The 12,984-nt window shown below is 43.2% G+C and carries 14 protein-coding genes and 4 pseudogenes; 13 read left to right on the forward strand and 5 right to left on the reverse strand.

Annotation, left to right across the window (positions count from 1 at the left end):
- Nucleotides 1-6 precede the first annotated feature (6 nt).
- From EHN07_RS05355 to EHN07_RS05380, 7 genes and pseudogenes are all read left to right on the forward strand, one after another.
- On the forward strand, nt 7-618 hold the full coding sequence (locus EHN07_RS05355) for a DNA-binding protein (protein WP_124023157.1): 612 nt from the start codon (nt 7-9) through the stop codon (nt 616-618).
- Nucleotides 615-1,235: a hypothetical protein gene (locus EHN07_RS05360; protein WP_124023158.1), complete on the forward strand. Its 621-nt coding sequence runs from the start codon at nt 615-617 to the stop codon at nt 1,233-1,235. The genes EHN07_RS05355 and EHN07_RS05360 overlap by 4 nt, the downstream gene beginning before the upstream one ends.
- A pseudogene (locus EHN07_RS20610) lies at nt 1,232-1,441 on the forward strand (hypothetical protein); the annotation flags it as partial. The gene EHN07_RS05360 and the pseudogene EHN07_RS20610, both read left to right, overlap by 4 nt.
- A 15-nt stretch (nt 1,442-1,456) precedes the next feature.
- Entirely contained in the window at nt 1,457-2,038 is a 582-nt protein-coding gene (locus tag EHN07_RS05365) for a DUF2971 domain-containing protein (protein WP_244202356.1), read from the forward strand.
- A 35-nt stretch (nt 2,039-2,073) separates the two neighbouring features.
- The gene (locus EHN07_RS05370; protein WP_124023160.1) at nt 2,074-2,814 is read left to right on the forward strand and encodes an abortive infection family protein; all 741 of its coding nucleotides are present in this window, start codon (nt 2,074-2,076) and stop codon (nt 2,812-2,814) included.
- Between the two features lie 407 nt (nt 2,815-3,221).
- A pseudogene (locus EHN07_RS05375) lies at nt 3,222-3,683 on the forward strand (IS21 family transposase); the annotation flags it as partial.
- A pseudogene (locus EHN07_RS05380) lies at nt 3,676-3,900 on the forward strand (ATP-binding protein); the annotation flags it as partial. The pseudogenes EHN07_RS05375 and EHN07_RS05380, both read left to right, overlap by 8 nt.
- Here the strand turns inward: EHN07_RS05380 and tnpC are convergent.
- The 3 genes from tnpC to tnpA are packed head-to-tail and all read right to left on the reverse strand — an operon-like array spanning nt 3,889 to nt 6,452.
- Nucleotides 3,889-5,661 (reverse strand): IS66 family transposase, encoded by a 1,773-nt coding sequence (gene tnpC / locus EHN07_RS05395; protein ID WP_244202355.1) that lies wholly within the window; start codon nt 5,659-5,661, stop codon nt 3,889-3,891. The pseudogene EHN07_RS05380 and the gene tnpC overlap by 12 nt on opposite strands.
- A 30-nt stretch (nt 5,662-5,691) precedes the next feature.
- A complete protein-coding gene (tnpB, locus tag EHN07_RS05400; RefSeq protein ID WP_124023161.1) occupies nt 5,692-6,042 on the reverse strand; it encodes an IS66 family insertion sequence element accessory protein TnpB in 351 nt (116 codons plus the stop codon).
- Nucleotides 6,039-6,452 carry an IS66-like element accessory protein TnpA gene (gene tnpA / locus EHN07_RS05405; RefSeq protein WP_124023162.1) on the reverse strand — a complete coding sequence of 138 codons (414 nt, stop codon included), beginning with the start codon at nt 6,450-6,452 and terminating at the stop codon, nt 6,039-6,041. The genes tnpB and tnpA overlap by 4 nt, the downstream gene beginning before the upstream one ends.
- 132 nt (nt 6,453-6,584) lie before the next feature.
- Here tnpA and EHN07_RS05410 point away from each other — a divergent pair, with 132 nt between their 5' ends.
- Both EHN07_RS05410 and EHN07_RS05415 read left to right on the forward strand, forming a co-directional pair.
- The gene (locus tag EHN07_RS05410) at nt 6,585-6,776 is read left to right on the forward strand and encodes a hypothetical protein (protein ID WP_244202357.1); all 192 of its coding nucleotides are present in this window, start codon (nt 6,585-6,587) and stop codon (nt 6,774-6,776) included.
- Nucleotides 6,745-6,849, forward strand: a pseudogene (locus tag EHN07_RS05415) (integrase core domain-containing protein); the annotation flags it as partial. The gene EHN07_RS05410 and the pseudogene EHN07_RS05415, both read left to right, overlap by 32 nt.
- Nucleotides 6,850-7,125: 276 nt before the next feature.
- On the opposite strand, the gene EHN07_RS05420 reads toward EHN07_RS05415, so the two are convergent.
- Together EHN07_RS05420 and EHN07_RS05425 are read right to left on the reverse strand one after the other, a co-directional pair.
- Complete coding sequence (locus EHN07_RS05420) at nt 7,126-7,629, reverse strand: hypothetical protein (protein WP_124023163.1); 504 nt, start codon at nt 7,627-7,629, stop codon at nt 7,126-7,128.
- A 2-nt stretch (nt 7,630-7,631) separates the two neighbouring features.
- Nucleotides 7,632-8,387, reverse strand: coding sequence for a winged helix-turn-helix domain-containing protein (locus tag EHN07_RS05425; protein ID WP_124023164.1), 756 nt, complete (start codon nt 8,385-8,387; stop codon nt 7,632-7,634).
- A 1,163-nt stretch (nt 8,388-9,550) separates the two neighbouring features.
- On the opposite strand from EHN07_RS05425, the gene EHN07_RS05430 reads away from it, so the two are divergent.
- The 4 genes from EHN07_RS05430 to EHN07_RS05445 all read left to right on the forward strand — a co-directional run bounded on the left by EHN07_RS05430 (nt 9,551) and on the right by EHN07_RS05445 (nt 12,940).
- Nucleotides 9,551-10,003: a hypothetical protein gene (locus EHN07_RS05430; protein ID WP_124023165.1), complete on the forward strand. Its 453-nt coding sequence runs from the start codon at nt 9,551-9,553 to the stop codon at nt 10,001-10,003.
- A 73-nt stretch (nt 10,004-10,076) separates the two neighbouring features.
- Nucleotides 10,077-10,976, forward strand: coding sequence for a hypothetical protein (locus EHN07_RS05435; RefSeq protein ID WP_148085462.1), 900 nt, complete (start codon nt 10,077-10,079; stop codon nt 10,974-10,976).
- Complete coding sequence (locus EHN07_RS05440; protein ID WP_124023167.1) at nt 10,973-12,193, forward strand: TolC family protein; 1,221 nt, start codon at nt 10,973-10,975, stop codon at nt 12,191-12,193. The genes EHN07_RS05435 and EHN07_RS05440 overlap by 4 nt, the downstream gene beginning before the upstream one ends.
- A gap of 315 nt (nt 12,194-12,508) precedes the next feature.
- Nucleotides 12,509-12,940, forward strand: coding sequence for a hypothetical protein (locus tag EHN07_RS05445; protein WP_124023168.1), 432 nt, complete (start codon nt 12,509-12,511; stop codon nt 12,938-12,940).
- The last annotated feature ends 44 nt before the right edge of the window (nt 12,941-12,984 follow it).

Consider the following 12,984-nt stretch of genomic DNA (forward strand, 5'->3'; position numbering starts at 1 on the left):
CTTTCCATGACCACGCTATCCCCGGACACCGTCCGCCGCATTGAAGACGCCGCTGCCGCCCTGATCGCTGCCGGTGTCCCGAACCCGACCAACGAGCAGGTCCGCCAGCACCTCGGCGGCGGCTCGCTGTCCCACATCTCCCCGGTGATGCGCGCATTCCGCGCCCGTCAGCGCGAGCAGGCCGCTGAACAGACCACGACCCTGCCGGCAGAGCTGGCGCAGTTGCTGACGGGTCAGCTGGGGCTGCTGTGGCAGGCGGCGGTGAAACAGGCTGAAGCCGGGGCTCTGGCGGCGCGCGAGCAGGCCGACGATGACATTGCCCGGGCCGACCAGGAGCGGGATGAGGCGCTGGCGAAAGTGGCCGCCCTGGAAAGTGAACTGGCGGTGCTGCGGGAGGTGGTGGCCGAACGTGATCGCCTGCTGCAGGAGGTGCGCGAGCTGCGCGCGGAAGTACTGCCGCTGCGTGAGCAGGTGGCCCGCCTGACCGCCACCGGCGAACACCTGGCGGCACAGCTGCAGGACACGAAAGCGGAACTGAAGGAGGCCCGGGAGGATGGCCGCGCCCTGCAGATCGAGCTGCTGGCCCTGGCACGCCATGATGGGAAGGTGAAAAAATGAGACAGGAAAGAACATTACGCATACGGGCATTTCGCCGTGCGCTGGAGCTTGGCGCCGGTGAGCGGGCTGAAGAGTGCCGTCATTTTCATCGCTGGAAAATGGAACTGAGGAATTTCCCGCACGGCAGCTGCGATTTAGCCAGCAACACACTGGCGCAGTACCTGACAGATACTGAGGGGGGCCACCCCTGCATCATTTTTATGGAAGGGAACGCAGGCTTTCAGGAAGCTGAAAACTCAACTGTCCATGGCCATGTCATCGTATTGCTGGACGGTGAGTACACCGATCTGACGCTGGATCAATTCGAAGAATATCCGGACTACATTCCTTCCGAACCTGTCGAATCTGGCGGGCCGCTTGGTAAGCTGTTACGCAATATCATGAAGCATGAAGACCATGTACAAACCCGCCAGGTTGATCTCGATGGTGGCGAAGAGCTGTATGCCTGGTTACGCGATACCGCCAACGAAGTGCTGGCTGCGGATCCGGAATGGCAGGCCTGGGAACAGTCTATAGCGGAACAAAGGGAAGCGGCCCTTAAGCTGTTCCCATTTCAGTCTAACATGCAGAAAATTGAGTGCGAACAGGGCCAGGACAGTCAGGAGGTTGCCAGATGAAGATTTATCATTACACTGACCTGAACGGCCTGAACGGCCTGAACGGCCTGAAGGGCATCATCGAATCAGGCTCACTGTGGGCGACGCACTTTTCCTTCCTCAATGACAGCAATGAACTGATTCACGGCATGAACTGCCTTGAGAATGCCCTGCAGCACCTGAGGGACGACTTTAACCCGAAAACCCTTAAGTTCATCGAACAGGCACTGACGCACTTCAGAATGCACCGGGCTGTTCATGTCTATAACCTTTCTTTCTGTCTCGAACCCGACCTGTTAAGTCAGTGGCGGGGTTATGGCAGCTCTCAGGGTGTGTGTCTGGAATTTGATGATGAAGAACTGATTGCCTCCCTGCAACTCACGCACTACCAAGTGTTTAAAAACCGGGTGATCTATACCAAAGAGGATTCCACGGTTGAAGCCCGGAACGAAATCCTCGCCTTTTTTCGTCAGCCAGAGGTTCAGGCGGCAATAAATGCAGATGCAATGCATGAGATGATTCAGGCAACCAAACTGGCACACAGCCTGCCGCCTTTTTTCAAGAATGACGGTTTCAAAGAGGAGCAGGAGTTCCGGATGGTAATTCTCCCGGACAGACCTTTTGAGGGAGTCAATTTTCGTGTCAATGACAGCGGTCTGGTGCCATATCTGATCATTAAAGCAAAAGATAAGCTGCCACTGAAAAACATCAGAATTGGTCCCCGCAGTAACAGAGCAATGATGATGGATGGGATTTCATTCCTGTTACAGAGCAGGGGGTACACCAGTACACGGATTTCGTTTACTGAGACGCCGTTCCGGTAAACTCAATTAAGAAGTACAAACTTCAAGGGATCAGTATGTTGAATAAAGTTTCACAAATTAATTTGGCCAAAATCTTGGCTGAAAAATTTAACGAAGGTGACTGGCAGGAGCTGTTTGCTGTTACCGATTGTGAAGATGTTCCGGAAGGGCTGTATAAATTCTACCAGCATGTTCACTGGGACAACCCGGAGCTGAAAGGGATGGCCATCTTTGCCATAGAAAGCACTCTGGCCAGGGACGCTGATAACCTTTCTAAAATCTGGGCGCTGGATAATGTTCAACGCTATATCAACAATGCCAATACTGAGTTATTCAATGAAATAAAGGACATTGTTAATCAGAATGGGCAAAGAAACGTTTCCGCAGCTCCAGTGAAAAATGTGAACGAAAACATTTACCAGGCTTTAGAAGATGCGGAAGTGTTGCTTCAGAAAAATGGACCACACCGGGCTTATGATCGTGTCCATACAGCTCTTCATGCTTCATTAAGACAAATGTGTGCAAACCATGGAATTGCGACTAATAGTACAAATAATAATGTTCCAGGATTGCTTTCCCTGATAACTGCACATCTCAAGGCGCTGCCGGATGATGGAAGAAACGAAGATGTGTTTAAAATGTTGAAGTCATCTGCCGCAATACTACATGGAATCAATAACCTGCGTAACAATTACAGTATGGCCCATCCTACTGAAAATTTGCTTAATGAGGCCGACGCGCGTTTTGCCATAAATCTGGTTCGTTCCATTATGACTTATATTGATGAATTGCTTTAATTTTAATAAAAATATGAGGCTCACAGCGAACAGATAGAGTATCAACGAAGAAGTGAAATACGGCCAGCATTTCGAACTCTGGCCGTACTCTTATTGTTTAACAATTGATGATCACCTGTGTAAGCGTTTAATGGGGTTTGAGGTCCAATGGGGCGAAAACCTACGCTAAGATGTGTGATTCATAGACATCATTTCACTTCGTGCAGCTGCTGCTTGAGAAGATTGCAAAATGGCATCTGAATCGATCGCGGTTTGGCATCACAATCGATCATGATTTGGCACGCATCCGATCACTGATTGGCATCCTGTCGCTCACTCCGGGAATTAACTCTTTCCATCACAGTCTTCATTGCTGTTTTAAGCCAATGGAGATATCGATGTCCAAAAAGAGAAAAGCCAGGAGTTCCATGGAAACCTGTTTTAAGATCCTTCAGCTTAAGTTCGGCCAGAAGCTGACCAACCGTTGCATCGCACTGACGCTGAAAATCAGTGCATCAACCGTTTTTGAGGTGCTCTCCCGCTTTAAAGCCACGTCTCTCCCATGGCCCCTCCCTGAAGCCATATCCCACGCGGCCCTTGAAAAGCGTATCTTCCCGGCCAAAAGTGCCTCTGCGTCAGAGCTGGTTATGCCTGACCTGCTTCACTTCGATACTGAGATGAGAAAGCCAGGCGTGACGCGCCAGCTGCTGTGGATGGAGTACAAGGCTCAGGCCGGTGAGCTGGCTATGGGGTACTCCCACTTCTGCCGCTGCTATCGGGAGTGGAAAAAAACGCGCCGCCTCTCCATGCGCCAGGAGCACCGCGCCGGTGAAAAGCTTTTTATCGACTTCTGCGGCCCGACGGTCCCCGTCGTTAACCCGGATACTGGACGATCTGGGTCTGGAACCGCTGAGCAACGCGCAATGTAACGACCTGCTGGAGATAATCGAAGACCGCTACGGACAAAGCAGCACCATCGTAGTAAGCCAGTTCCCGGTAGACAAGTGGCACGGTCTGATGGAGAACCCGACAACGGCAGATGCGATCCTGGACAGGCTGGTGCATAACGCGCACAGGCTGGTACTCCAGGGAGAGTCAATGAGGAAAAATAAACCGGCAGTGGAAAGCGATGAAAAAACAGGTTAAAAAGCAGTAGGAAAAGTTAAGTTCCCGGTTGATCGAATGGAAGCGAATCGCTGATCGAACTTCGATGCCAATCCGTGATCGAATAGAGCGGAATACGCAGTTCATCCGGCGAAGCTTATCCAGTTGCGCCTGCAGATAGTCTATTTCGCGCTCCCGGTTGCTCAGCTTTTCCTGCAGGGTGTGGATCAACGCTTCCTGTTCAGCCAGGCGCTGTTTCAGCAGAGGGATGTCGTCAGAAGAGGTGTCGTTCATAAGCCCGCATTTTACCAGGCTTATTCTGCGACGCTCACCTCCGTGATCGCTCCCGAAGAAGATATAGTTTTTCTTTCCCAGACATACTGCACGTAATGCCCGTTCTGCCGCGTTGTTATCAGGCTCTGCCAGCCCATCATCACAGTAGTAGCACAGCGCATCCCACTGGTTCAGAGCATAAGCGAACGCTTCACCCAGACGGGATTTTTTCGACAGCGTCGCGCTTTTTTCTATCAGCCACTCATGCAGGGATGCCAGCAGCAGCTTGCTTTGGGATTGTCTGGCGGCCAGTCGCTCAACTGCCGGAAGGCCGCGTATGGCTTCTTCTATAGCGTACAGTTCACCGATACGCTTCAGTGCTTCCTCTGCTGTCGCCGTTTGGGTGCTTATATACACATCGTGGATTTTTCTGCGCGCATGGGCCCAGCAGGCCGCTTCTGTTAACGGGCCACCTTCACGCTCTGCGCTGAACAACCGGTCATAACCCGCGAAGGCATCCGCCTGCAGCACACCATGATAGTGTCGAAGATGTTGTTGAGGATGCTTCCCCTGCCGGTCTGGCGAGAAGGCGAACCATGCCGCTGGCGGATCTGATGAGCCTGCACTTCTGTCATCGCGTACATACGTCCAGATGCGCCCGGTTTTTGTCTTCTTTCTGCCCGGTACCAGCACCGGCACCGGAGTATCATCCGTATGCAGTTTGCTGCAGTCCATCACGTAGTGGTGAAGGGCTTCATCCAGCGGCACCATTAACCGGCAACAGGCATCCACCCAGTTGGAGAGCAGCGCACGACTCAGATCCACACCCTGACGGGCAAAGATTTCAGTTTGACGATACAGCGGCAGGTGTTCGCAGTATTTGGCCGTTAACACGCGGGCCAGCAGACCCGGCCCGGCGATACCCCGATCGATGGGACGTGATGGCGCTGGCGCTTCAACGATACAGTCGCATCGGGTGCAGGCCTTTTTCACCCTGACCGTGCGGATCACTTTCAGGGCACTGGAGACTAGTTCCAGCTGTTCCGCGCTGACTTCACTGAGGTATTTCATATCACTGCCGCAGTCCGGGCAACAGCTTTCCACAGGCTCCAGACGATGGATCTCACGGGGAAGATGTTCAGGGAGAGGGCGACGGTGGCGTGACTGGCGAAGCTGGCGGGGAACCTGCGGATCATCCTCCCAGCCATTATAACGATCGCTTTGCTGCTCCTGCTGCTTCAGCAGAGCTTCGGCCTCTTCAACCTGCCGGCGTAGCTTTTCAGAACGGGTGCCGAACAGCATCTGGCGCAGCTTTTCTATCTGTGCCCGCAGATGTTCTATTTCGCGCTCTTCGTTCTCTATTTTTTCTTCTGCGCGGGCCAGTGCCGAACGCAGGAACGACTCAGTCTCTGCAACGAGGCTAAGCTGACTGTCTTTCTGGCGAAGCGCATCTTCCAGCGCGGCGATACGGGCGAGATAGTCCTGACTCATGACCACATTTATAATGCGGTCATGATCTTTTTACAACATTGTCAGTGAGTTAAGGCGTGAGGTTTTAGGCTGACGCCAGTCCAGCTTATCGAGGAGCATGGCGAGTTGTGAGCGGGTGATAGCGATTTTTCCATCGCGTACAGCAGGCCAGATGAACTGGCCTTCTTCCAGCCGTTTGGTAAACAGGCACAGGCCATCAGCATCGGCCCAGAGGATCTTCACGGTATCGCCTTTGCGGCCACGGAAGATAAACAGGTGGCCGCTGAACGGGTTTTCATCAAGTGCATGCTGTACCAGCTCGCCCAATCCATTGAATGATTTACGCATATCGGTGACGCCGGCGACCAGCCAGATGCGGGTGCCTGACGGGAGGGATATCATTGACTTCTCCCGGTCAGCTCGCGAAGCAGCACGGCCAGTAACTCTGGTGACGGGTTCTCCAGCGTCATTTTGCCGTGGCGGAACTCAACACAACAGGAGGAGGCATTCAGCGCTGAGAGCTGCCCCGGTTCTGTATTCATCCCGGCTGATGGTGTCGGATCAGGTATCACCTCAACAGGCAGCATTGTCGGTGATGGAGAAGATTCGACTGTTGCCGGAAGGCGGCGCGATATGCGGCCTTCATTCTGCCAGAGCCGCAGCCATTTAAAGATGACGTTATCGTTGATGCCGTTTTCGCGGGCAATCTGAGCAACGCAGGCACCGGGGCGGGAAGCCAGTTCGACCATACGTATCTTGAAGTCATTCGAATAATTTTTACGGGGTTCTTTTCGCCAGGATTGGGTTTCCATACTTAGATGTCCGTCTGTACAGGTGGGCGTCTAAGTTACCAGCACTGGCTTAATGGCTACATACGGCGCTGGCTTTACGCTTACAAAAAAATAACCAATTGGGTTTGTGGTCTTATGAGTGCAGGATGAGTCATGTCATGTACTGGGGGAAACATGGGGGACGGTTTAGGCCGGGATTTCTGGTTCTATAGATGTGCTCAGATTGCGACAGCATTGGGTTACAGTGCGTCGTCGATTGCTGCTGTCTGGTGGATTCTGGATGAATACCAGAAGATGATCTATGTGCATACCGAACCTGGCGGCAGCGTTCGAGCATTACAATGAAAACCATCCGCACAGTGCGCTGGGATACCTCTCGCCGAGGGAATACCGGAGCCGACGGATAATACTAACTTAGAGATAAAAGCTGTCTGGATATAACGGGTCAAGATCACATCCATCACATCACTACATCTCTGAGCATGGCGTTCAGCCCATTAATTGTACTGACCCTATCAGATAAAAGTCCCGGCCTTACGTCCAGGACTTTGTCAGCAGCCTGAGTGCCATTATACATGGCACGTATGCTTTACTTGTGTTGTTACTTATTTTACTCCTTAATGTGCTGCACATTATTAAATTAGCAGTTCTACGTATTTACATTGGAGTTTCATTTCAGAGAGTTACATACCTACTAATCGTTTGAACAATATAGATACGGGATGTTGTGTTTTGCAATAAGTATTGTGTTTTTATTAATTAACGTCACATTTATATCGGTGACGGATGCATGTTTAAGGTAAAATTGAGGAATGATTTTTTCCAGTGTCTCGGCTGGTATATTTTCTCTATTTGATATAATTATTTTATTGGATGTCCATACAGGGTTATTACCAAAATCTGTTTGTGTAAAAAAAATAGTACGCCTGACAGTAAACTCTTTGCCATCTGTGGTCGTAACAAAACCATTAACTTTCGCAACCCCTTGCGAGGGGTTTTTTTTATAACTAAAAACCCCTCTAAATACCAGGTTTTGATTTTCAATTCTAATGTCTGCTTTGCAACTTAAACGATATTTTGTATGATCTTGACCTATTGATTTATAAATGACATAAATTAACAATACAACTACAATAATTAAAATTATAGAAAGTAATCTATTGATGATTGTTTTTTTTCTGATTTTTTCTTGTGGCATTGTTATTGAAACTCCGGAAGGTATAACGAAGAGCAGGAATTATTTTCAAAATCATCCAATCTTGCTGTGCATATAAATGCTGAGATATTTAGAATGTTTTCATTTGCTGTAATATATACGTGGCTCTTGGGTGCACAAATGTCATAATATTTATTGATGAATTTATAATGCCGAGAATACCCCCCCAGGGATTTATTAAAGTAGTAACTACAGTTGTTTTTTGTTTTGCCCATTAGTTGATATTTTTCAAACTGCTCTTGTGTATCATTATGCAATAATAAATAGATTAAAAAAGGCGTCAGTAATGATATTAAAGCCATTTTTGTTTTTAATAGTGAGATGTTTTCTATCCGTTTTAACAATGATAAATTATTGGTTTTTTTTATGTTAATTGTCTCGTCAATTTGTGTGGTGAAAATCTCGATTAATATATCGCTATAAATAATCACACCTTTTCTTGGTATTGTAACTATAATAGGCTTATCCAGCCCCAGAGTGTTAAAGGCTTTTCTTAAAATAAGAATGGTTTGATAGAATGTATTAAAGCTTGTTTGTCTGTAATCATTTCCCCAAGCAAATTCCATTATTTCATTTTGTGTTTTAATGCTATTTTGGTTTTTTATGAGGAAATACAAGCATAGAGCTACAGTTCTTTTTAAAGAGATCTTATCCTGTGTAGTAGTATTCTGAAGAATACCATCAGACAAGGAAAAAACTACTTTTTTCTCGATTAGATAGTTATCAGTATCTGGTATCATCGTGGCCCTTTAGGGGAATGAATGTTAATTATGGGATGGTGAAAATTAATGATTATATTTTAACATGAAAAATCAGATGGTTCCTAGAAAATTTATATGGTGCAGCTAAAGAAAATTTTTCCTTTTATATTCATCAGATTGTGAGGTTTTATACAAGCAAAATTTTCCTGGTCGCAAAAATGAGATTGCACCTTCAGGAGACGTTACCACATGTTATGGAACAAAGGTCATGAAAAAAATTTCAGCGTGATTAAAATACTTACGTAGAAAAATATTACAGAGTTATTTAACATTAAATTAAATGTGGTTTTATGTTGTTTTAAGACTTAACGATATTATAGTTAACTTATTTTAACTGCCATTAATTTTAATAAAATCAATAAGTTAAATGTTTATTATTAAGTGAAATCCAGTGTCAGCCCGGACGTTCATTTCATGACGTAGGTAGTAAGTCACTCTGATAATTCTAAAGGTTAAGCTCTTTGGGATAGGTATTAAAAATGCAAAACATAACCAATTCTTCTTGGTTAAGTCCGTTGGTTTGTCATTATTATGCTCAATACATATAACTCACAATAGAATGCTGTCTGCCCCTTGCTCGCTGGAGTTGAAGTCAAGCGAGCGATAGCTCACTGTTTTTATTTGCGCCGGACATCAGCTTTCCCTTGGCTTTAGCCTGATTATGCCAGTTACAGAAGGAAGTTTTAAAATAAATGATAGCAAAATATCAAAATGGTTATTTTGCAACATGAAAAATACCCTTTAATATCAATAAGATAGTTGTTTATGTTGGCAATAAGAATTACAAAATATCTTAAGAATATGAAAGATAATTCTAATTATATATCAGATGATAATATATAGAGGTTGTGTTCTTAATAATTTAATAAGAACATCTAAATAGTATTAATATTACGTACAAATGGATGCATATGATCTCAGATAGTTTGTTATCCTGAGTGCGGTAGCTATGGTTGTTACGGATGAAGGTTTTCAGTTTTGCAACCAATCTCTTGTTGATAATAAAATTGAAATAATTAAGTGAGAGTTATAATTTTAATCATGCTTACTATCCGTGCTATTTGCAAAGTTAGATGTGATTTTATATTTCACTAATCAATTTTATCAAACTGAATCGTCAACTGATTAAAGGGTAAGAGAGTATGAATGCCGAGGAAGATAGTGAGCATGAAATGGATGAACTTTTAGCTCCTATGGTTGATGGGTTAAGCGGGGCTTTATGCCTGTTAGTATTAGTGGCTACCGTTTTTATGGTTAGTGCTTTAAATAAAATTTATAAAGGCTACATAGAACAACAATTTAAAGGGTCAGTCGTTCTCATTAATGAGAAAAATATTTATTTCTGGGGGCTTATATCTTTAACTGAAATAGACTTAATTAAGATCAACAAGGTTCCAAAAAGTGTGAGTGGAAAGAAACTTGTTTTTAGAATTTATATAGACAGGAGGACAAAGAATTACAAACAGGTTTATACGTCAAATGTTATAAGGTTGAACCAGTTGATTGGTTCTGGTTCTGAGACCATTTCATTTAAAGAGGGGACTGAGGTTGGATGTGGTTCCCCTAAAAATTGTGTTTATTGGGAGTATGAATAACATGCATTTTATTGGTATATTTTTTTATATAGCATCTGCTCTCGCTGTATACTATGTTAAGACGATTAGAGAGATGGTTGAACAAGCTGTATATTTAGCGCCAGAGCTAACATATGCGATGTTAGTGTTATGTATTTATCCTCTGATGATTTATTTGAATCATTTGTTCTATAAGAAAAAAACGGTCGATAATTTTAAGCTTCTAAGTACTCAATCTAAACTAGCTGCGTCAGTTTGCGTTTCGTTAGGTTTGGTCGGCACTTTTCAGGGGTTAACTGCAATGGTGACTGCAATTGCTTCATCTATGGGCGGAGACGGCGATGTGGCAGAAAAAATGGCTGGCATGTTAAGTTCTATATCTTCTGCACTTTCTGCAATGTCGTATGCTTTTCTTACGTCGATTGTTGGTGTAATTGTATCAGTGTTGATTTTAGTTAGTTTGAATTTCTGGTCTTTTTATTATGGTAATCATCGGGTGCCAGTTGCATTAACTAAGGGGAATTCTTGTGACAAGGAGTTGTCATATCTTCTCGAACGCCTTGATAAATGCATTGAGTTAAATATAGGAATTGCGAGTAAACTCGTTTTAATTTCTAAGAAGAATGACAATGATGCAGCAGGGTTAAATTCACTGGGGCATCTCCTCATTGATATCAGAGATTTACAACAACAATTAATATCAATAAATAAAGATAATGCCGGTATTATGGAACTGTCAAATAAAACTTCAGTAGCCACTAATCAACTAATTAATAAATTAAATGATAGCATTGAAGATGGTGCGATAAAATTGCTTCAAGAAATCACATCAATCGGAAAAGATAATGAATGCTATAATACCAGAACAAATGAAGGCATTATTAAGTTGTCAAAAGATATAGGTTGTTTGAATACTAGTATAGCTAAATTGTTTGAACTATTCATCAAGGAGAAAAAACAAATCATTCAGAAATTGAAAGGTTTGTTTTTATGAAGAAGATTATTAATGCCATATATATCATTAGCGCTCTATTTACCTCGTCTGCATTCTCAGGAGAATTGAGCTATCAAAAGTTTATAGATGCGGCACATCAATCAGCTCTGTCAATAATAATAAAAGAAACTGAATTTGAAGCAGAAGCACAAAGAAGTAACGCAATTCAATATTATTATGTGCCAAAAATAATTATTAATAGTGAGAAAGTGCTCTCTGGTTCAAAGGAAAAAGAACTGAAACCTAATGTAGGTGTTAATGCAAATATATATAACAGTGCTCAGAAATATAAAATAAGTGAGCATGATAATAATTTATTGTATTTGAGGAACGCTGTGGATATAGAAAAGCGTGATGTTACAGTTATAATGATGAAGAATTTAATTGGCATAAGGTTATTTTCCAAGCTTCACTCAAGAATACTTGAGTTAGAAAAGGCAGAGAAATTAATGACTGAAGATATAAAGATGCAGAATGATTCTGGTCTAATAGGTGACAGTATATTAAAACAATCACAATTGTTATCAAAAAAAATAGGCAATGAAATTGAAAATGTAAATCAACAACTAGATATTTTTGAAACCAATATTAAATCTGTGACATTAAAACCTTTTCCTGTTGAGGGTGTTGATCTTCCGTACAGCCTGATAGATAAATTAATTTATATTAAGCTTAATGGTTGGGATGTGGGACGTAACCTCGATTTAATTGGATTGAAGTTACAGGCTGCAATGTTGCGCGATAATGCAGATCAACAGAACTCTCTTGTTAATGTTGATTTTGTATTTGAAAATAAAATACATAATCGCAATAGCATTTCTATGAAAGATAAATATGTTGGTCTTAATATGTCACTTAACCTTTTTGATCTAAACAAAATATCGGATAAGAAATCCAGAATAAAAACTTATGAGGCTGCCCGTTTAAAAATAGATGCTAAGCAAGCAGAATTGATTAATGATATTAATAAATTAAATTATGAATATAATTCTAGCATCAATGAACTTAAAGGTCTTACTGAGCAAATGGAATTAACTAAGGGGATTTTAAATGATTTTGATAATGAATATAGAATAGGTAAGGTGTCATTTTATGAAATACTAAACACTAAATATGATTTGGTTAACATTGAAAGAAAAATCTCAAATGTAAAACTTAAAGTTATAGATAATCGTCTTAATGTAATGAAGGTTTTAAATCTATCATTTAATATTTAGCTTGATTTTTTTTGGAGGGATAACAACGTTGGTTACCAAAAAATTATCTCTTTATTGTGTTAGGAGGTGTATGTAAAGTAGTCGTTGTATAAACTATGTTTGTATTCCTGAAAACCGAACATCAGATTATGGCCGGTTTAAAGTCCGTTGCACCAGGCGTATTTTCAAAGATATCTTTTGAAAAGCGGGAATATCGGCGGTCTCGAACTACAACCAGAAAGCAAAGTAAGGTGGTATGAACATCTCTGATATTAAATAATGGGTCATAACGGCAAAGTATTAACATAAAAACTACCTTCCAGGGAGAGCAAAGTAATGAATGTCAGAACAAGTCAATACAATTATTACTTTCTTGCCGGGGTTTCAGGCATAAGTGAGGGTATCCGAGAGTCGGGCTGTTATATTGATTTTGCTTTTTATCAGTTTGAGAGATATGCTATGTGTCATTTTCTCTCGATAAGATTTTTACATAGTTGCTTACTGAAAAATTCAGTGTTAATTGCCAGCGATGAGCTGTTACCACTTGCTTTGCATTATCTGAAGAATACCGGGTATGTAATTGCCGTGTTTAGAACCTCCAATACAGTTAATGAAATTATTGCTGAATTGTCAGCACCAGGGGAAGATTTAAAACATCGTCAGTCAGAACGTTGGAGTTGCAAGAGAGCATTAACTGCACGGGAGGTTTTTCTTCTTGATTTGTTTATCAACGGCTATAGTATCCAACGGATAGCCTATAGCCTATAACCTTAATCTTTCTGTTGATTCTATTTATTATCGGCTCTCGCGAG

The sequence above is a fragment of the Buttiauxella warmboldiae genome (genome assembly GCF_003818135.1).
GTDB classification, from domain to species: domain Bacteria; phylum Pseudomonadota; class Gammaproteobacteria; order Enterobacterales; family Enterobacteriaceae; genus Buttiauxella; species Buttiauxella warmboldiae.